Here is a 20,922-nt window from a genome sequence, read left to right on the forward strand (position 1 = left end):
GCTAATCTCCTTTATCCTCCATTAATTCAGGCAGACGAAGCGTAACCGTCGTCCCCTCATCAAGCTCGCTGTCGAAGGACAGCCCAAAGCGCTCGCCAAAATTCAGCTGAATGCGGTGATTTACATTTTGCAGCCCCAGTCCGCTCGTTGCGGATGCCGAAGCGGCTGACGGTGAAGGTATGGCATGAACGGCATGCGGCTGAGGGCGTCCTTTAGCTGCAAGCGTTTGGAGCTTCGTTGCGTCCATCCCTACGCCATCGTCTATGATTTGAAGCGTGATGCCCTCGTTTGTTCGATATCCTTTGATCAGAATATGGCCGGCGTCGGCTTTGTTCTTGATCCCATGGTAAATGGCGTTCTCTACGATAGGCTGGAGTACGATCTTTAATATTTTTTTATCCATAATGGCAGGATCGACTTCGATGCTATAAGCGAATTTGTTGCGGTAACGTATATTTTGTATCGTCAAATAATGCTCGATATGCGCAAGCTCCGCCCGGATGGGAATCAGCTCTTCCCCTTTGCTAATCGTTGAACGAAGCAGCTTCGAGAGTGCGGATGTCATGTTGATAACGTCGTTCATCTTACCCATCTCTGCCATCCAAATGATCGAATCCAGCGTATTGTACAGAAAGTGAGGATGAATTTGCGCCTGCAGCGCCTTCAGCTCGCTGATTCGTTTATCCTCCTGCTCCTGCACGACCTGGCTCATCAGCTCTTTGATTTTGCCGGTCATCAAATTAAACGTTCGAGCAAGCTTCCCGATTTCATTAATGCCCTCAATCTCAAACCGTGTGTTGAAATCGCCCTTCTCTACCTTTTTCATATGTCCTTCCAGCTTCTTGATCGGCCTCGTCAGCGTTAAGGAGAGGAGAATCGAGATGATGAGCGCGATAATTAAGCACAACGAGCCCCACAGCATCGCCGAAAATTGGATTTGGCCCTTGTCGCCGACAAGATCCTCGGGATAATTTACTCCGATTACCTTCCAGCCATAGCGTGAGCTGCGAATCGTATACAGCTTTGTCATGCCGTCGTTCTTTGCTTTTAGAAACCGAGTATCCGGCAGCTGAAGAATTTGCTCGATCGCCTCCGACTTCAAGCCCGAGTATACGAGCTGCTGCTGCGGGTGATAAATCAAATCGCCGGTCGGATCAAGCAAAAATACATAACCCCGATTGCCCATATGGATTTGCTTGCACAAATCGTTGATGACGTTATAGTTCAAATCCACAAGAAGCACGCCGCTATTGCCATCCGCAGCTCCCTCAGCCTGGCGGCTGATCGACACGACCCAGTTGTATTCGTTCTTATATACATGCTGCACGCGGGAGGATGAGATGACTGACTTGCCGCCTGCGGCTTTCGCAGTCTTGTACCAATCTTGTTTGAGCAGCTCATGATAGTCCTTGAGCTGTGCGTCATCGCGGTCAGATACGAGAGCGCCGTTCGTGCCGATGAATACGATGGATGCAATATCGTTGCGTGACTTAGCGATGGAGCGGAAGAAGGTGCTCGTCTGCCTCGCAAGCGCCAGTCCTTCCGGATCCTGCGGATCGGAAAGACGCATCAGCCGCTGGAGCTCCTCGTCACGCAGCGCGAGATCGGCAATGCTCTCCATATTGCCAATGTATGTTTGAATGTTCGTGTTCACCTGCTCAATAAGCTGAGCGGTATAATCATAGGAGTTGTCTTTCACCGCATCCGAAGAAATCAGGTACGTATTTACGCTAAGGATAACGGTCGTGCAAATAATGAGGCAGGAGAAGGCAAGCGCGATGCTCGTATGAATGCTCTTGAACTGGAAGAAGGGACGCCCTCTCATGGCGAAGCGTTCTCCTTCATCGTGGCACGATATTCCTTCGGCGTCATTCCGATGCGCCGCTTGAAGATGACGCTGAAATATTGCGGGTCTGCGTAGCCGACTCGCTCAGCGATGTCATAAGCCTTCAGCTGCGTCCCAGCGAGCAGCTGCTTAGCCTTATCAAGGCGCAGGCGCGTTAAATACTCGACGAACGTATCGCCGGTATGCTGCTTAAACAGCGAGCTGAAGTAGCTGAGGCTCAGGAAAACATGCTGGCACACTTGTTGAAGCGACAGCTCGGGGCTGCTGTAATGATCATTAATGTACATTAACGCGTCCTCGAGCTGCGTGTTGTTTACATGCGTCCGCTGCTCGGACAGAAAAGCGATTACGCTGCGGCAAGTCTCATCCACCCAGCCTTTCATTTGATCCACTGATTTGAGTGCCGGAATCGTTGCAAACGGATCGTCGCCGAGCAGCTTGGAATCGTCAAAGCCGGCTTGGGTGATCATGTTGATGAGCGCAGCCAATATGCGGTGAAGATAGCCGTAGCAGTTGCCGGGCGTTGCCCCTGATTGCTTCAGCTCCAAAAACCAATCGCCAAGTATCGCTGAGGCTTGCGCAGCTTTTGCGGTTTTGACGGCGGCCATAAGCTTCTTCTCAAATTCGTAATAAGAGGACGTGCTCATTCGCCTGCCGAACTCTACGTCGTGAATCGAGATTATGCTGCCAATGCCAAGCAGGAAACGATAATCAAGCGCCGAGTAAGCCTCTTGATAAGAGATTCTCAGCTCTCTTCGCGTTTGGCAGAAGCTGCCGATTCCAATCGACACGTCCAGCTTCAAATATTTACGGACCGCTTCCGAGGCATGCGCCGCCAGCCTTTGCGCGTCAACTGCAATCTTCTCGGCGGCTCCTCCAAGCAGCGCTACACACTTATCATGATTCGTCTGGAAAACAATTCCCCCGTGCTCCTTCTCGATAATTTCCTGCGCGATGTTAAGCATCGCGAAGCGAAGCAGCTCCCTATCGCCATATGCCGCTGCCACAGGCGGCGTGTCGGCATCCTCCAAATCAAGCAGCATCGCCAAATATGCCGGACCTTCTATGCTCAGATGGAAATAATCTAGCTTCTGCACGATGTCGTGCTCGGTCATGGGTACGGTGACCAGCTTCTCAAGGAAGCGTTCGCGCAGCAGCGGAAAGCTTTCATTCAGTCGCTGCTTCAAGGCCGACATATCCTCCATGCGGGACTGCTCATCATCCAGCTCGCGTTTCATCTTAAGCAAAAAATCCGTAAACTCCTGTAAATTAATCGGCTTCAGCAAATAGTCCTTTACCTTCAGCTTGATCGCCTGCTTCGCATATTCAAAATCCTCGTAGCCGGTTAGGATAACGACCTTCAGCTCCCGATACAAGGCGCTTAAATGCGCCGCGAGCTCCATACCGTCCATATAAGGCATATTAATATCCGTTATGACAACATCGGGACGCAGCCGCTCGACAGCCTCTAGCGCATCTCTTCCGTTGCTGAAATCGCCGACAAGCTCGAACCCGCAGCGTTTCCAATCGGTAAGCCGCTCCACGCCTTCCCTAACTTCATCCTCATCGTCGACGATGATCATTTTGTACATGCGTACCACGCCTCCTTCCACAAAGCATTTCGATAGCGCTTACAAAAATACCTGCCATAAGCTGTACCCGTTCTGGAAAACAGTAAAAAGCAGACCGGCATATTTTGCCGGTCTACTGCTTATCACTCGAGCTTTATTCGTATAGAAGCGGTTTGATTTCATCCGAATCGATATTGTTTTTGTCATACCAGTGGAAGCCCGTATCGATCATCGGCTCAACCTTCTCCCCGTTAATCGCCTGTACGGCTGCTTTCACCGACCAATAACCGATACCGATCGGGTCCTGCGTAATCGCGCCTGCCATCGTACCGTTCTTGATCGCATCCATTTGCAGCTTGCCGGAATCGTAGCCGATCACCGTAATTTTGCCTTGCTTGCCAAGCTCGCTTACTGCGTTTGCTACGCCGATTGCCGAGCCTTCATTGGCTCCGAAGAACCCTTTGAGGTCGGGATGCGCCTGCATGATCGCCTTCGCAAGGTCGGTTGATTTAAGCTGGTCGCCCGCTCCGTACTGAATATCTACGATTTTGATATCCGGGTATTTATCTTTGATTTGGTTCACGAACCCGTCGCGGCGATCAATGCCGGTACGGCTCGTTTGGTCATGCACAACGAGTGCAACCTCGCCCGAGCCGCCGATCAGCTCAGCCATTTTGTCCGCCGCCAGCGCCGCTGCCGCCACATTGTTTGTTGCCGCTGTCGTCACCGGGATGTCGCTGTCCACGCCAGAGTCGAAGCCTACGACAGGGATATTGTTCGCTTTGGCTTTCTCAAGCAGCGGAATGGAAGCTTTGCTGTCCAGCGCCGCGAATGCGATCGCGCTTGGTTTCTTGTCGAGCGCGGCCTGAAGCATCTCGATTTGTTTATCCACCTGCGCTTCGGTCTCCGGCCCTTCGAACGTAATCTCGACATTTAGCTCTGCCGCCGCCTTCTCGGCGCCCTGCTTCACCGCTTGCCAAAACTGGTGCTGGAAGCCTTTGGAGATGACCGGAATATAAAGCTTTTTATCGCCCGGGTCATTTTTCGATTCGTTCGTTCCCGCTGCCGCCGGTTTATTCTCGCCCTTGCTGCCGCCGTTATTTCCGCTGTTAGAGCCACATGCGCTGAGCACCATAACTGAAGCCAGAACAAGCATGACAAGCGGCATCCATTTATTTCGCTTCATCGTCGATCTCTCCTTACGCTCGTTTTTGTTGTATGAAATCCCATCCAGCCGAGAGGCTCTCTGAGAGCTATACCGTTAATCATTTTTTGCGGCGGCGCAGGATATCGGCATATACCGCCCCGATCACGACTAGACCTACAATGACGACCTGCCACTCCTGCGGCACGGACATAATGCGCAGCCCATTCGTTAGAACGCTCATAATGAGCGCGCCAATGACGGTTCCGAGTATCGAGCCTTGCCCGCCGCTAAGCGAGGTTCCGCCAATGACGACCGCCGCGATCGCTTCCAGCTCATAACCGGAGCCAAGCGCAGGCTGGGCGGAGTTCAGCCGGGACGCCATCATAATGCCCGCAATGCCGGCAAAAGCACCCGTGATCACATAAATGATAATTTTCCAGAAGGTGACGTTAACGCCGGACAGCCTTGTTGCTTCCTCATTGCTGCCAAGCGCGAAGTTGTAGCGCCCGATGATCGTCTTCGACAATACGATGCTGGCAATAACGGCAAGGCCAAAGAAGATGTACACCGCATACGGCACCTTGAACAGCGTATCCATCGCGATTTTGGAGAAGGCAGGCGTATCGTTAAAATAAATCGGCTTCGTCCCCGACACGACGAGCGACAGCCCTTTCGTCACCATCATCATGCCGAGAGTGGCGATGAACGGCGGTATGCTCATTTTCGCTACAAGCCAGCCGCTTATGAACCCGCAAAGCGCGCCGGTCAATATGCCGCCCGCGATGCCAAATGGAATCGGCAAGCCCCAAAACGTAATAACGACGCCGGTCATAACGGACGAGAAGGTCATAACCGTACCGACCGACAAATCGATGCCGCCTGTAATGATAACGAAGGTTGAGCCGAGCGCCAGCACGCCGATGACGGCGGTCGATAGCATGATGCCTATGAGATTATCGAAGCGAAAAAAGTTCCCAGACGACAAAGAGAAAAAAACAACCAATAAGATAAGGCTGGCAAATGCCAACAGCTTTTGCGTGGCGCCTGCTTTCAGGGATACCGGCTTTTGTATTTCGGCTAGCTTCACTTCGCTTCCTCCTCCACTCGCATCGTTGCATATTTCATAATCAGCTCTTGCGTAGCTTCCTCGCTGCTTAGTTCGCCGGTAATGCGTCCTTCGCACATGACGATGATCCGGTGGCTCATCCGCAAAATTTCCGGCAGCTCCGAGGAGACCATAATGATTGACTTGCCTTGCTGCAGCAGCTCATCCAGCAGCTTATATATTTCCGACTTCGCGCCAACGTCGATCCCGCGCGTCGGTTCATCGATCATAAGAATTTGGCAATCTCGCGTAAGCCATTTGCCTATAACGACCTTCTGCTGATTGCCCCCTGACAGAAACTTAACCCGCTGGTCGACGCTTGGCGTTTTGATTTTGAGCGATGCCACATGCTTCTCCGCGTTTCGTTCCATTTTTTGCTGGCTCATCCATCCAACCGGATTGCGAAAGCTTCGGTAGGATGCGATCGATAGATTCGTCTTTACATCCATATCAACAAGGAGGCCGAACTGCTTCCGATCCTCCGATAAGTAACCGATCCCGTAACGGACAGCATCCGTCGGCCCCTTCACGCTCACCTTTTTCCCGTTGATGAAAATCTCTCCCGAATCGATCCGATCCGCACCAAATATCGCCCTAGCGACCTCCGTCCGGCCCGCTCCCATCAATCCGGCGAAGCCGATAATCTCGCCTTTGTTCAAATGGAAGGAAACGTCCTTGACGGCACTTCCGCGATTAAGCCGCTTTACCTCAAGCACCTTAATCTGCTGCTCCTTCCCGCTTACCTGCGGCTTCGAAGCCTTGTACAGCTGCCTGCCTACCATCATCGCGATAATCTCATCGATCGTTGTATCCGCCGTGCGCACCGTATCGATGTAGGTGCCGTCCCGCATGACCGTGATGCGGTCGGTTATTCGCTTCAGCTCCTCCATCCGGTGCGAGATATACACAATGCCTACTCCCTGCTCCCGCAGCTGGTTAATCATCCGGAACAGCTCGTCAATTTCGGCGCTCGTAAGCGCCGCAGTCGGCTCATCCATAATAAGCAGCTCCGATTGAAAAGAGAGCGCTTTCGCAATTTCGACCATTTGCTGCTTCGCCACCGTCAGCTCCGATACGAGCGTGCGCGGATCAAGCTTCAGGTTCATTTTTTGGAACAGCGCCTGCGTCTTGGCATTAATCGCATGGTCATCGAGAAACAGCGGAATCCTCGCCCTCGGCTCGCGACCGATAAAAATATTTTGGGCGATCGTGAGATCCGGCATGAGCTGCAATTCCTGATGGATAATGCTGATGCCGAGATTTTGCGCTGCCTTCGTATGGGCAATTTCAACTTCCTTGCCTTTATAGACAATCCGTCCGGCATCCTTCTTGTAGACTCCGGTTAATATTTTCATCATCGTCGATTTGCCGGCCCCGTTCTCTCCGACCAGCGCATGCACTTCCCCCGCAAAAAGCTCGAAGCGGCATTGGTCAAGCGCCATTACGCCGGGAAACTGCTTAACGATGCCTTCCATCGACACTAAAATCCGGCTCATCGCTCCCACCCCTAATCGGTTTGTGAACTCATTGTATGATGAATCCGGCGTGCAATATATGGAGTAATCTCTTGAAAAAAGTAGACGATTTTACGGTATCTCCGATTTTGGGCAACAAAAAAGACCCCTGCCGTTTTCCTTCTTGGCAGGAGTCCTTCTTTGCATTAATCTACGTAACCGGCTAACCCTTTATCCATCAAGTAATCCATTTCCGCGTCCATAATCGATTCTACAACCAGCTCGTTCGATTTGACATCGGGGCGGCTGAGAATATAATCGACCAGCTCGTCGCTGTCAATGTCAACCTCGCCGTTCTTGTCTTCCTTCGCATTGTTGATGAAGGCTTGCTCATGTCTCAGCACCAGCTTGATCAGCTGCTCATCCGCATTCGTTTCGCTTGCAATGTATTGTACAAGCTCTTGTTCATTTAATTGTTCAGTCATCGTCTGTCATCTCCTAATCGCATTACTCGTCTCATTGTACCACATTCCACTCTCCCTTATGAGAGCGGATAGCTAAGCGTTTTGTAAAAACTGGTGCCCGTGCAGCTGATAGTATAGCCCTCTGCTAGCGAGCAGCTCCTCGTGGCTTCCGCGCTCCGCGATTTCGCCGTCCTTGATGAAAAGTATCGTATCCGCATGGCGAATCGTGCTTAGACGATGGGCTATGACGAAGCTCGTTCTTCCGCTGAGCAGCTTCTTCATCGCCTCTTGGATTTGCAGCTCGGCAAGCGTATCGACGCTGCTCGTCGCTTCATCCAGGATGAGCAGAGAAGGATCTCCCAGTATGGCGCGTGCGATCGTAAGGAGCTGGCGTTGTCCATGGCTGACATTGCCGCCTTCCGCCGTCAGCTCCGTATCATAGCCCTGAGGCAGCTTGGCAATGAAGCTGTGCGCATTCGCTTGGACAGCTGCTGTTTCCACCTCTTCGTCCGTTGCCTCCAGCTTGCCATAGCGTATATTCTCGCGAATGGTGCCCGAGAACAAATGGGCATCCTGCAGCACGATGCCGAGCTGGCTTCGAAGGCTGTTTTTGTCCATCGCGCGAATGTCTTCGTCATCGATCAATATTTGACCGTCGTTAATCTCAAAGAATCGTCCGATCAAATTAATGATTGTCGTCTTACCCGCACCTGTCGGCCCAACAAGCGCGATCGTCTCGCCGGGTTTGGCTGTAAAGCTAATATTTCGCAGAGCCGCAGTGCCGTCCTTATACGCAAATCCGACATTCCGGAATTCCACTTTGCCTGCTAGAGTCTCCACCTCCGATGCTCGTTCCGCACCGTCGTATTCCGAAGGAATGTCCATCATTTCGAACACCCGCTCCGCGCCGGCGATGCCGGACTGGATCATGTTATATTGATTTGCCACTTCATTTAACGGTCCGCTAAACTGCCTTGAATAACCAAGAAAGCTGATAATGACGCCCACCGTTGCCTGGTCATGCACCGCCAGCCAGCCGCCGACGCCTGCAATGATCAGATAGCTGATATGACCGAACATGTTCATAAAAGGGCCCATCGTTCCGGAATAAATTTGAGCCTTGATTCCGACCTTCTTCAGCTTCGCGTTCGCCTCGCTGAAGCGCTCCGCCATCCTCTCTTCCTGATGGAACAAAGCAACGACCTTTTGCCCGGATACCGTCTCTTCAATAAAGCTGTTCAGACCGCCCAGCTCCTGCTGCTGGCCTTGGAACTGGCGCTTCGTAACTCTCGCGATTCTTTTCGATACAAAAACGATAAGCGGAATGACCACAAGCGCGACGAGCGTAAGCCAAACGTTTAAGAAGAGCATCATCGAGAAGGAGCCTATGAGCATAATGACGCTCGATATGATCTGGATTAAGCTTTGGTTCAGCGTATTTGTCACATTATCGATGTCGTTCGTCGTGCGGCTCATCAGCTCGCCGTGATTTTTGCCGGCGAAAAAAGGGATAGGCAGCTTTTGCAAATGAATGAACAGGTTGTTGCGCAAGCTCCAAACCGTCCGCTGCGATACATCCGCTAGGAAGAAGGCTTGCAGCCAGCCAACTAAGCTGCCAGCCGCATATACCCCAAGCATAAGCAGACAGATTTGAAGCAGTCCGTCGTATTTCTTCGCAATAATATAATCGTCCAGCGCTGTGCCAAGCAGATAAGGGCCTGCAAGCGTAAGACCCGCGGCGGCCACCGTAAGGATGATGACCGTGATGAGTCTTGCTCGCTGCTGAACTAAATAAGTGCCGAGTTTTTTTAATGTCGATAGCGTATGATTCATCCTTTATGCTCCTTGCTGGGATAAGGCAATCCGGTTGTAAAGCTTGCTTTGCTGCAGCAGCTCCTGATGCGAGCCTATCGCCGTTATTTGCCCATCCTCAAGTACGATAATGCGATCTGCCTGCTGAACGGAAGCAATCCGCTGTCCGATAATAAGGCAGGTGCTGCTCTTCATCAGCGTTTGCAGCGATTTTCGGATGAGCTGGTCGGTGTTAAGGTCAACGGCACTTGTGCAATCGTCGAGAATGACGATTTTTGGCTTTAGCAATAGCGTGCGGGCAATGGATAAACGCTGTTTTTGCCCGCCTGATAGATTGACGCCTCGTTGTCCGAGTACGGTATCATAACCATGCTCCAGCTTCATGATGAACGCATGCGCCTCCGCAGCCTTAGCGGCCGCCTCGATCTCTTGCTGGCTGGCACCCGGCTTGCCGTAGCTAATATTTTCCGCAATGGTGCCGCTGAATAAATGCGCCTGCTGGAGCACCATGCCAATCTGGCTGTGCAGCTCCTGCGGAGCAATCTCGCTGATCGGATGCGAATCGATGCGCAGCACTCCCTCGGTAGGCTCATAAAAGCGCGGAATGAGGCTGACCAGCGTCGATTTGCCCGCTCCGTTCACGCCAACGATGCCGATCGTCTCGCCAGGCTCTACGGCAAAATGGATGTCGCGGAGAACCGCATTCTCGCTATCGCCGTCATAGCTGAAGCTCACATGCTCGAAGGAGATTCGGCCTTCATGTATTTGCTTAGGCTGTTGATCGAATTGCTGCTTAGTATCTTGATTCTCTCGCGGAAGCTCCAAAACCTCGTTAATGCGGTCCGCCGAAGCTTTTGCACGGGATATCGCCATCAATTGATTGCCAAGCCCCAAGGTAGAGAACAACAGCTGTGTAATATAAGTTAAAAAAGCCGCCAGGCTGCCGACCGACAAAGCGCCCTGCTCGGAGAGCATTCCCCCGTACCATAAGGCAGCTACGATGCTGAAATTAAGAATGATCGACATAAGCGGCGTATTGAGCGCAACGATTTTGGCTGCTTTTAGGCTGGCCTTCAACAAATTCGAATTCGCTTCGTTAAATCGTTCTTCCTCGTAATCCGACCGAACGAAAGCTTTCACTACGCGAATGCCGGACAAATTCTCCTGCATGACAGTATTCACCTGATCGAGCCGCTGCTGCATGATTGAGAATAAAGGAACCGTGATCCGAGTCGTAATGATTAGAAATAAGGCGAGCAAAGGGATCATCGCCAGCAGGATGACCGATAACCGCGGGCTGATCATGAAAGCCATCGCCAGGCTCCCGATAATAATAAACGTATCGCGCGCGAACACGCGGAGGATCAACAGCACAAGCCCCTGAATTTGCGTAACGTCGCCCGTCAGCCTTGTTACAATGGAGCCAGAGCCGAATCGGTCGAGCGACTTCAGCGTTAGCGACTGGATTTTTTGGAACAGCTGCTGCCTTAAATCGGCACCAAAGCTCTGCGAGGCAATCGTCGCAAACACCGTACAGCCTACGCCTGCGAGCAAGCCTATAAGGGCAGCAATCAGCATTTTGGGCGCGGTAGCCGCGATTGCTCCCATATCTCCAGCCATAATGCCGTCATTCACGATGCTGGCCATAAAGCGCGGCTGCAGCAGATCCATGCACACCTCCAGCAGCATGAACAGCGGTGCGAGCACTGCGGACAGCCAATATTTTTTCAGAAAACTAGCTAGCTTAAACACGGGGACACCTCCATTTACCGGCATTTTGCAAAACTGCAAATAAAGAGGGCTGCTCTTCAAGCGCCCTCCTGATGAAGTAATTATAGCATCCATCAACTTCTCTCTGCACTCCAATAACTGGAAATAAATTGTGTATTGCATCCGGCTCGTTTTTTCGATATATTGCTGTTACAATAGACGTAACAACAAAAAGCTGTGCGTGACTGGCGGAGCATGGGTAACCATGAGGAAGCGCATAGCATCATTAGCCGTACGCCTGGGCAAAGGTAAGGGGACATTCCCCTTGCCTTTTTATGTTTTTCGACAACCATTCGAAGGAGCTGGGTAAACGATGACGGATAAACTTATTTTGGACGGGGCACGTGTCGCTGATGCAATTAAGGAGCAGTTGAAAGCAAGAGTGGAGGCGCTTGGCGCAAAGGGCATCGTTCCTTGTTTAGCTGCTATATTGGTCGGGGATGATCCTGCCTCTGAAACCTATGTTCGGATGAAAGGCAATGCCTGCAAGCGGCTCGGCATCGAGTCACGTCGCGTTCACTTGGATAAGTCCATCTCGACAGAGGACTTGCTTGACGTTATTTCGCAGTTAAATCAGGACCCGCTTGTACACGGCATTTTATTGCAGCACCCGGTGCCCCATCAGATCGATGAGCGTGCAGCTTTTGAAGCGATAAGCATCGAGAAGGATGTCGACGGCGTAACCGCGCTTGGCTTCGCTCAAAACGCTTTTGGTTACGCCGACTATCCTTCCTGCACGCCTGCCGCCATTATGGCGATACTCGATTATTACCAACTACCGATCGGGGGCAAACACGCTGTCGTCGTTGGACGCAGCCCGATTCTCGGCAAGCCGGTATCCATGATGCTGCTCAACCGCAATGCGACCGTTACCACCTGCCATTCCAAAACAGAGAATCTAGCTGACATGCTGCGGCTCGCCGATATCGTCGTCGCCGCGGTCGGCAAACCTGCGTTTATTCAAGGGGAATGGATTCGTGAAGGCGCAGTCGTGCTTGACGCCGGCTACAACAAAGGGAACGTCGGGGATGTCGACTACGAAGCCTGCCTAGCTAAGGCCAGTGCCATCACCCCAGTACCCGCAGGCGTTGGCCCCGTTACAATCGCTATGCTGCTGAAGCATACGGTTGATGCGGCGGAAAAGTCGGTACGATAAGGAAATAGAAGAGCTCTGTTGCAGCGTGTACGTGCAATAGAGCTCTTTTTTTTTGTGAGAGGGGGAGTGATTGTGCAGCTATTGGGGGAGTACGTTCCGCTGCGCTGCACTTTCTGCAGCTTAGCGATTGATAGTTAGAGGCGTGTCTAGGATAGTCGGAATGAAGTGTTCCTTCTATAATACACGCCATGCAGGCGCGCTCGACATCACAATTCTAGCAAGCTAGAATCTATCCTTACTCTACAAATCACGCTCAAGCAAATACCTTGCCGTAAATTGATCCGTTATCAGCACGTTGGAGTAACCGCCGCGCAGCGCGCCATATATGCCATTCACTTTCTTGGCTCCGCCTGCTACCAGTATCGACTGCTCCTTTCGCCGCAGCTCATCCAGACTGATTCCGATCGTACGCCGGTTCAGCACTTCCGAGCATATGGCGCCTGCCGTATCGATGTAGCGTGAACAGATATCCCCTGCTCCCCGCTCATGAATAATTTTCAGATCGGTTTGAGTAAAATAATTCGCTTTAATCAATACGGAATCGTCGGTTGGCGCCCCTACAGTTACAACTGCAATATTAGACAGCTTCCCAAGCTCCAAAATATTGCGGATATGCCGATCCGACTCTATCGTTTGCTTCACAATTTCGTGGTCAACAAGCGCAGGCAGCGGAATGAAGTAAGGTATCGTATGGAATGCTTTGCCGAATAAATGAATGATTTCATAAGCGTATGTATTCGTCTCTGAATGACTGACCCCGCCGTTTAGCTGCACGACCTTCACATCTCGAACAGGCTTATCCTTAAGCTGTGTGGCCATTTGATAAATGGTGGTCCCCCATGTTGTGGCGATGATATCGCCATCCTTCACGGTATCATATAAATAATTTGCGGCTGCTTCGCCTATATATCGTTTGACGATATTGTCATCATATTGGGGCACCGAAACAATGACGGCCTTCTTAAGCCCGAATTTTTTTTCCAAACGGTCAGCAAGCACATCATTATTGTCGTTAGGCGAGACTATTTTAATCTGAACATAACCCTCGTCCTTCGCCTGCTGCAGAAATCTTGAAATGGTAGGGCGCGACACGCCAAGCTTCTGCGCGATTTCTTCTTGATTATAATTTAATTCATAATAAAGTCTTGCAGCATCTATCATTTTGCTCAGTTTATCGTCCAATCGATCATCTGCCATCCTAGCTCAACTCTTTCCATGTATGACTATAGCGTAAACGGCTGCGCCGGCTGTTGCGGATAAGCCCATTCGCTTAAAAGGAATACACCCCACTTATATATATCAAAGCATTAGCAAAAATACAATGACAACCCTTTATCCATTCTGCCCATAAAATAAAACATCCCACCCCACTTGTCTGAAGTGGAATGGGATATTTAAACTTAACGACTAGCCTTTGTTCTTCTCATACTCCAGCGCCGCCAAAATCAGCGTTACAACCTGTGCCCTTGTTGCATTCTCTTGAGGCGCAAATCGGTTGCCTCCCATTCCTCCAACAAGACCCGCAGACTGTGCCGCAGCGATATAAGGACGTGCCCATGACGGTATGTCGCTGACATCAGCGAATGTTGACTTCGCATTCGGATCAATCTTAATGCCAAGTGCGCGAACTAGAATAACGGTCATTTCTGTTCTTGTTAATGCGCTTGATGGTCGAAGCGTGTTATCCTCGTAGCCCGCTATAATCTTGTCCTCGATAAGCTGTGCAAAGAAGGAGCGCGCCCAAGCAGGTACTTGAGCCGCATCCGCAAAGTCCAGCTTGCTCTCTGACGATTCAAGCTTCAACGCTCTGCCGACCATTGTAATGAATTGTGCTCTCGTTGCTTTGTCTCCCGGATGGAACGTTCCGTCTCCATATCCGTTAACAAAACCAATCTTAACCGCTTCTTCAATTGCTTTTGCCGCCCAATGGCTGCCTACGTCACTAAACTCAATTACCGTACCTCCATTGCCACCAGGAGTTGGCGTTGGTGTTGGAGTTGGAGTTGGTGTCGGTGTCGGTGTCGGTGTCGGTGTTGGCGTCGGATTTGGATTAGGATTTCCGCCATCTGTTGGAAGCGGACCGCCATTCAGATCCGTAATACGGCCTTCAACTCCCGTATTGATCGTGCCGAGCTTCGAAATATGCTCGATGAACACCTCGTAATCAACTAGGTTCATCTCATACTGGCGTCCTGCATCCTTCGCTGCTTTCATCGAGCGGTAGAAGTCGCCGCCGTTTGCCATGAAGGAGTTCGTTGCCACAAAGTAATATGCATTCAGATCGATTGGACTGTAGCTGCCATTATCGTTTTTCATTTCGACTTTGACGATACGGCTGCCCTGTGTTACCAGCTTACCGTTTGCATCCAGCACTTCCGGCTGCTTCTTCGAGTCATAATAGTAGCGCATGCCCGAAACTTGCGGGAAACGGCCTTGTTTTGTATCGATTCCGCTTACGCCGTTCTCGAGCGCATCAACAATTTCCTGGCCCGTCATGCGAAGCGATGTCAGGTTATTGCCGAATGGCATAACCGTCAGCAATTCGCCCAGCGTGATGTCGCCATCTGCCTTGCCCTCTGCCGTTCGTTTAATCGACTCGCGGATACCTCCGCCATTTTGGATCGCTACATAACCTTTTACCTCTAGCTTCTGTAATTCCGCATTGCTGCTCACAAAGCTTTTTACTTTTGCGACCATGCCGTCTGTCATTAGATTTGCGAGATTCGTTTCTTTCGCACGAACCGAATTGCGATCGCCATCCAAAAATACATTCGTTTTGCCGATAATCTGTTTTTTGATGTCTTCAATGCCCGCATTATAAGGCTTCAGCATTTCTGTTGCATCTGGATCTGCTGCAAAAGTCGCAATATCAAGCAGCTTGCCATTCCAATTCGTAAGCACGCCAGCTTGATTGAATTTAACATCCAATCGACCCAAATATTTGTTATACTCCTCTGCTTGTACAACAAGCGTTGGCTCTGCACCTGCATGAATCACCTTTGGAACATCAACCTTTGTATGGCTGTGACCGCCAACAATAACGTCGATACCAGCAACCTGCTCGCCAAGTACAAGATCAAAGTCATGTCCTAGATGAGTCAAAGCAACAATTTTGTTAATCCCTTTGTCTTGAAGCGATTTAACTGTTTCTTTTGCCTTCGCGATATAGTCATTGAAAACGATATTTTCGCCAGGTGAAGCAAGGAACTTCGTATCCTCCGTCGTTAGTCCGAATACGCCGACCTTCGTCTTATCCTTGCCAACCTCAATGATAATAGAGTTGTAAATTTTACCGTCTGCCGGTTCTGCACCGACCGCTTGCTCAGCGAGATATCCGCTCAGCGCAGGCTCTTTACTGAAATCAATATTGGAGCTTACAAATGGGAATTTCGCATTTTTCACAAAATCCGCTAGTACTGATGGCCCTTTATCAAATTCATGATTACCGAATACCATCGCGTCGTATCCTAGCTTATTCATAAACGCCAGATCTGCTTGACCTAAATATTTATTGAAGAACAATGTGCCCGAGAACACATCACCAGCATCAAGCAAGACTGAATTGGGTGTTTCATTCCGTATCTGATTAACTGCAGTAAATCGTTTTGCTACGTTTGCCAGATTGGCATGCGAATCATTCACATGCATAATCGTCATAGAGAATTCCGCATCTTTCTTAGTGGACAGATCCAGCTGCGCAAGAAGCGGATCATGATCGCTCACACGGCCCTGTTCTGTCGAGAAATCAGCATTAACATGTACAACGTCAATATTGGCGTTTGCTTCAATTCCATTGTCTACTAGAATATGATCCAATGTTTGCGAATTGCCGTCATAGATGTAGGAATATCGTTCCGAAACATCCAGCTTATCGACAAGGTTCGTTAATTCCGTACCTTTGATCTTGTTTAGCGTTCCAGAGAATTGGAAGTCATTAAAGTCCCCTAGTACAACTACGCTTGCTTCCGGGTCCTTCGTCGTCAATTCTTTCACGAAGCCGTTCACGGTTAACGCTTGCTTGGCGCGCTGCACCTCGCTGCTGCGAACAACAGGCTGAATTTCACCCCAAGGCTTGCCGTCTCCGCCTTTGGAATTCAAATGGTTCGCAATAACGATGACACGTTTTCCTTGGAAATTAAATTCTCCGACGAGCGGCTTACGGGATGAAGCAAAGGTAGAAGCATCCGCAGATCCAATCCGACCAGGATTTTGCGTTAGACCTCCGATTCCATCCACTTTAATCGACGTTTTAAAATCGCCTTTTACTCCTGGTGCGAGTGTTACTCGATCAGTATCGTACAAGAAACCGACTCGAATATTTCCTCCGGGCGCTCCGCCGTCCTTATTATTTTCTGGAGCAACATCGGTATATTTATAAGTAGGGCCGCCTTTCGATTTAATAGCGTCAATCAACGTTTGGAAGCTTTGGGAAGCATCCGTATTGCCAGTGTCTTTCTCACCGTCATTATCTTGAACTTCCATTAAACCGATAATGTCCGGCTGTTTCATGTTCGTTACGATAATCGAAGCGATTTTGCCAGCTTTCGCCGTGTCGGCAGGGCTGAAGTTTTCCACATTAAATGTAGCAATCGTCAGCTTGTCCGCATTTGGCTCAATGCTAGTTACCTTCTGCGTATTGCTGCTGCGGGTAATCGTTGGCAAAGCTTGCGTTGGCATCAGCTTATAGAGATCGCCAGCGTATTGAATCACGCCAACGATATTTCCGTTAAACGCATCACCCGTTTTAATTTCATCGCCTGCTGGCTTTGAGCCGCCAATATACAGCTTTTGCGGATTCAGGCTGCTGTCAGTAGGGTCTAAACCATTGCCTTCCAGCACGATACCGCCAAAAAAAGTTTTTACCGGATTATTTNATTGCCGAATGGCATAACCGTCAGCAATTCGCCCAGCGTGATGTCGCCATCCGTTTTGCCCTCTGCCTTTTGTTTAATCGACGTGCGAATTCCACCGCCATTTTGGATCGCTACAAAACCTTTTACCTCTAATTTCTTTAACTCTGGATTGCTGTTAACAAAGCTTTTTACTTTAGCGACCATCCCGTCCGTCATTAGATTTGCAAGGTTGGTTTCCTTAACGCGAGAAGGAGGGTTACCGCCTTCTAAATCCACATTCGTTTTGCCAATAACTTGTTTTTTAGTATCAGCAATGCCCTCATTGTAAGGCTTCAGCATTTCTAACGCTTCTGCATCCTCAGCATAACCGCTGATCGGCAGAAGCTTGCCATTCCATGCTGTCAACACGCCGCTTCCATTAAAGTCCAGATCCAAGCGGCCTAAATAATTGCCGTACTCTTCAGCTTGGACGACTAGCGTTGGCTCTTCTGCCGCATGGTAGACTACTGGCGCGTCAACCTTTGTATGGCTGTGTCCACCAACGATAACNNNTTTTTAGTATCAGCAATGCCCTCATTGTAAGGCTTCAGCATTTCTAACGCTTCTGCATCCTCAGCATAACCGCTGATCGGCAGAAGCTTGCCATTCCATGCTGTCAACACGCCGCTTCCATTAAAGTCCAGATCCAAGCGGCCTAAATAATTGCCGTACTCTTCAGCTTGGACGACTAGCGTTGGCTCTTCTGCCGCATGGTAGACTACTGGCGCGTCAACCTTTGTATGGCTGTGTCCACCAACGATAACATCGATGCCGGTTACAGCTTCAGCCAGTTTTTTATCAAATTCATGGCCTAGGTGAGTCAAGGCCACGATTTTATTAATGCCTTCTTTTTGGAGCATTTTAACCGTTTCATCAGCCTTGGAAATGTAATTTTCGAACACGATATTTTCACCCGGCGAAGCAAGGAATTTCGTATCCTCCGTCGTTAGACCGAATATGCCGATCTTCTGGCCGTCTTTATCCAAAATGACCGCGTCGTAAATTTTGCCATTTGATGCCGGCTTTCCTTTTTCTTGCTCCGATACATAGCCGCTTAGTGCTGGCTCCTTGCTGAAATCAATATTGGAGCTTACAAACGGGAATTTCGCATTCTTTACAAAATCGGCAAGCACAGTTGGACCCTTATCGAATTCATGGTTACCGAACACCATCGCGTCATAACCAATCTTATTCATAAATGCCAAATCCGCTTGTCCTAAATATTTGTTAAAGAACAACGTTCCTGAGAATACATCTCCTGCATCAAGCAAAATGGAGTTTTTCACTTCTGAGCGAATCTCTTTAATCGCCGTGAATCTTTTGGCAACCGTTTCAAGATGAGCATGCGTATCATTCACATGCATAAGCGTCATTTTGAATGGTTCGCCTGGAATCGGACCGCCTTCCAAATCCGTAATACGGCCTTCAATTCCCGTATTAATCGTGCCCAGCTTCGAAATATGCTCGATGAACACCTCGTAATCAACTAGGTTCATTTCATACTGGCGCCCTGCATCCTTCGCTGCTTTCATCGAGCGGTAGAAGTCGCCGCCGTTTGCCATGAAGGAGTTCGTTGCCACAAAGTAATATGCATTCAGATCGATTGGGCTATAGCTGCCATCAGCGTTTTTAATGTCAACTTTGACGATACGTTTGCCCGCAGTTACTAGATGTCCGTTTGCATCCAGCACTTCCGGCTGCTTCTTCGAATCATAGTAGTAGCGCATGCCCGAAACTTGCGGGAAACGGCCTTGTTTTGTATCGATTCCGCTAACGCCGTTCTCGAGCGCATCAACAATTTCCTGACCCGTCATGCGAAGCGATGTCAGGTTGTTGCCGAATGGCATAACCTTCAGCAATTCGCCCAGCGTGATGTCGCCATCCGCCTTGCCCATTGCTGTTCGTTTAATCGACTCGCGGATACCTCCGCCATTTTGGATCGCTACAAAACCTTTTACCTCTAATTTCTTTAACTCTGGATTGCTGTTAACAAAGCTTTTTACTTTAGCGACCATCCCGTCCGTCATTAGATTTGCAAGGTTGGTTTCCTTAACGCGGGAAGGAGGGTTACCGCCTTCTAAATCCACATTCGTTTTGCCAATAACTTGTATTTCAGTATCAGCAATGCCCTCATTGTAAGGCTTCAGCATTTCTAACGCATCTGCATCCTCTGCATAACCGCTGATCGGCAGAAGCTTGCCATTCCATGCTGTCAATACGCCGCTTCCGTCAAAATCCAGATCCAAGCGGCCTAAATAATTGCCGTACTCTTCAGCTTGGACGACTAGCGTTGGCTCTTCTGCCGCATGGTAGACTACTGGCGCGTCAACCTTTGTATGGCTGTGTCCACCAACGATAACATCGATGCCGGTTACAGCTTCAGCCAGTTTTTTATCAAATTCATGGCCTAGGTGAGTCAAGGCCACGATTTTATTAATACCTTCTTTTTGCAGCATTTTAACCGTTTCATCTGCCTTGGCAATGTAATTTTCGAACACGATATTTTCACCCGGCGAAGCAAGGAATTTCGTATCCTCCGTCGTTAGACCGAATATGCCGATTTTCTGGCCGTCTTTATCCAAAATGACCGCGTCGTAAATTTTGCCATTTGATGCCGGCTTTCCTTTTTCTTGCTCCGATACATAGCCGCTTAGTGCTGGCTCCTTGCTGAAATCAATATTGGAGCTTACAAACGGGAATTTCGCATTCTTTACAAAATCGGCAAGCACAGTTGGACCCTTATCGAATTCATGGTTACCGAACACCATCGCGTCATAACCAATCTTATTCATAAATGCCAAATCCGCTTGTCCTAAATATTTGTTAAAGAACAACGTTCCTGAGAATACATCTCCTGCATCAAGCAAAATGGAGTTTTTCACTTCTGCGCGAATCTCTTTAATCGCTGTGAATCTTTTGGCAATCGAATCAAGATGAGCGTGCGTATCATTCACATGCATAAGCGTCATTTTGAATGGTTCGCCTGGAATCGGACCGCCTTCCAAATCCGTAATACGGCCTTCAATTCCCGTATTGATCGTGCCCAGCTTCGAAATATGCTCGATGAACACCTCGTAATCAACTAGGTTCATCTCATACTGGCGTCCTGCATCCTTCGCTGCTTTCATCGAGCGGTAGAAGTCGCCGCCGTTTGCCATGAAGGAGTTCGTTGCCACAAAGTAATATGCATTCAGATCGATTGGACTGTAGCTGCCATTATCGTTTTTCATTTCGACTTTGACGATACGGCTGCCCTGTGTTACCAGCTTACCGTTTGCATCCAGCACTTCCGGCTGCTTCTTCGAGTCATAATAGTAGCGCATGCCCGAAACTTGCGGGAAACGGCCTTGTTTTGTATCGATTCCGCTTACGCCGTTCTCGAGCGCATCAACAATTTCCTGGCCCGTCATGCGAAGCGATGTCAGGTTATTGCCGAATGGCATAACCGTCAGCAATTCGCCCAGCGTGATGTCGCCATCCGTTTTGCCCTCTGCCTTTTGTTTAATCGACGTGCGAATTCCACCGCCATTTTGGATCGCTACAAAACCTTTTACCTCTAATTTCTTTAACTCTGGATTGCTGTTAACAAAGCTTTTTACTTTAGCGACCATCCCGTCCGTCATTAGATTTGCAAGGTTGGTTTCCTTAACGCGGGAAGGAGGGTTACCGCCTTCTAAATCCACATTCGTTTTGCCAATAACTTGT

The 20,922-nt window shown here is 49.6% G+C and carries 11 protein-coding genes, 2 pseudogenes and 1 riboswitch; of the genes and pseudogenes, 1 reads left to right on the plus strand and 12 read right to left on the minus strand.

Annotation, left to right across the window (positions count from 1 at the left end):
- Position 1: 1 nt before the first annotated feature.
- The 8 genes from A7975_RS16010 to A7975_RS16045 all read right to left on the minus strand — a co-directional run bounded on the left by A7975_RS16010 (position 2) and on the right by A7975_RS16045 (position 11,151).
- On the minus strand, positions 2-1,825 hold the full coding sequence (locus A7975_RS16010) for a sensor histidine kinase (RefSeq protein ID WP_065385730.1): 1,824 nt from the start codon (positions 1,823-1,825) through the stop codon (positions 2-4).
- On the minus strand, positions 1,822-3,438 hold the full coding sequence (locus A7975_RS16015; RefSeq protein ID WP_065385731.1) for a response regulator: 1,617 nt from the start codon (positions 3,436-3,438) through the stop codon (positions 1,822-1,824). Before A7975_RS16015 ends, A7975_RS16010 begins: the two co-directional genes overlap by 4 nt.
- Before the next feature lie 133 nt (positions 3,439-3,571).
- Positions 3,572-4,603: an ABC transporter substrate-binding protein gene (locus A7975_RS16020; protein ID WP_053372444.1), complete on the minus strand. Its 1,032-nt coding sequence runs from the start codon at positions 4,601-4,603 to the stop codon at positions 3,572-3,574.
- Between the two features lie 79 nt (positions 4,604-4,682).
- Entirely contained in the window at positions 4,683-5,651 is a 969-nt protein-coding gene (locus A7975_RS16025) for an ABC transporter permease (protein ID WP_053372445.1), read from the minus strand.
- Positions 5,648-7,165, minus strand: coding sequence for a sugar ABC transporter ATP-binding protein (locus tag A7975_RS16030; protein ID WP_053372446.1), 1,518 nt, complete (start codon positions 7,163-7,165; stop codon positions 5,648-5,650). Before A7975_RS16030 ends, A7975_RS16025 begins: the two co-directional genes overlap by 4 nt.
- Positions 7,166-7,329: 164 nt before the next feature.
- Positions 7,330-7,608, minus strand: a complete 279-nt coding sequence (locus A7975_RS16035) for a hypothetical protein (RefSeq protein ID WP_053372447.1) — start codon at positions 7,606-7,608, stop codon at positions 7,330-7,332.
- Between the two features lie 72 nt (positions 7,609-7,680).
- The gene (locus A7975_RS16040) at positions 7,681-9,420 is read right to left on the minus strand and encodes an ABC transporter ATP-binding protein (RefSeq protein ID WP_065385732.1); all 1,740 of its coding nucleotides are present in this window, start codon (positions 9,418-9,420) and stop codon (positions 7,681-7,683) included.
- 3 nt (positions 9,421-9,423) lie between these two features.
- Positions 9,424-11,151, minus strand: coding sequence for an ABC transporter ATP-binding protein (locus A7975_RS16045; RefSeq protein ID WP_065385733.1), 1,728 nt, complete (start codon positions 11,149-11,151; stop codon positions 9,424-9,426).
- Positions 11,152-11,340: 189 nt separating this feature from the next.
- Positions 11,341-11,420, plus strand: a riboswitch (ZMP/ZTP riboswitch).
- A 62-nt stretch (positions 11,421-11,482) separates the two neighbouring features.
- Here A7975_RS16045 and A7975_RS16050 point away from each other — a divergent pair.
- On the plus strand, positions 11,483-12,325 hold the full coding sequence (locus A7975_RS16050) for a bifunctional 5,10-methylenetetrahydrofolate dehydrogenase/5,10-methenyltetrahydrofolate cyclohydrolase (protein WP_065385734.1): 843 nt from the start codon (positions 11,483-11,485) through the stop codon (positions 12,323-12,325).
- 240 nt (positions 12,326-12,565) lie between these two features.
- Here the strand turns inward: A7975_RS16050 and A7975_RS16055 are convergent, their stop codons facing one another.
- The 4 genes and pseudogenes from A7975_RS16055 to A7975_RS35450 form a co-directional block, all read right to left on the minus strand.
- A complete protein-coding gene (locus A7975_RS16055) occupies positions 12,566-13,522 on the minus strand; it encodes a DNA-binding transcriptional repressor DeoR (RefSeq protein WP_053372450.1) in 957 nt (318 codons plus the stop codon).
- Positions 13,523-13,732: 210 nt separating this feature from the next.
- A complete protein-coding gene (locus tag A7975_RS34920; protein ID WP_369688930.1) occupies positions 13,733-17,002 on the minus strand; it encodes a 5'-nucleotidase C-terminal domain-containing protein in 3,270 nt (1,089 codons plus the stop codon).
- 197 nt (positions 17,003-17,199) lie between these two features.
- Positions 17,200-17,517 (minus strand): annotated as a pseudogene (locus tag A7975_RS35445) (5'-nucleotidase C-terminal domain-containing protein); the annotation flags it as partial.
- 213 nt (positions 17,518-17,730) lie between these two features.
- A pseudogene (locus A7975_RS35450) lies at positions 17,731-20,915 on the minus strand (5'-nucleotidase C-terminal domain-containing protein); the annotation flags it as partial.
- Positions 20,916-20,922: the final 7 nt, after the last annotated feature.

Source organism: Bacillus sp. FJAT-26390, from assembly GCF_001682865.1.
In the GTDB taxonomy this organism is placed as follows: domain Bacteria; phylum Bacillota; class Bacilli; order Paenibacillales; family Paenibacillaceae; genus Pristimantibacillus.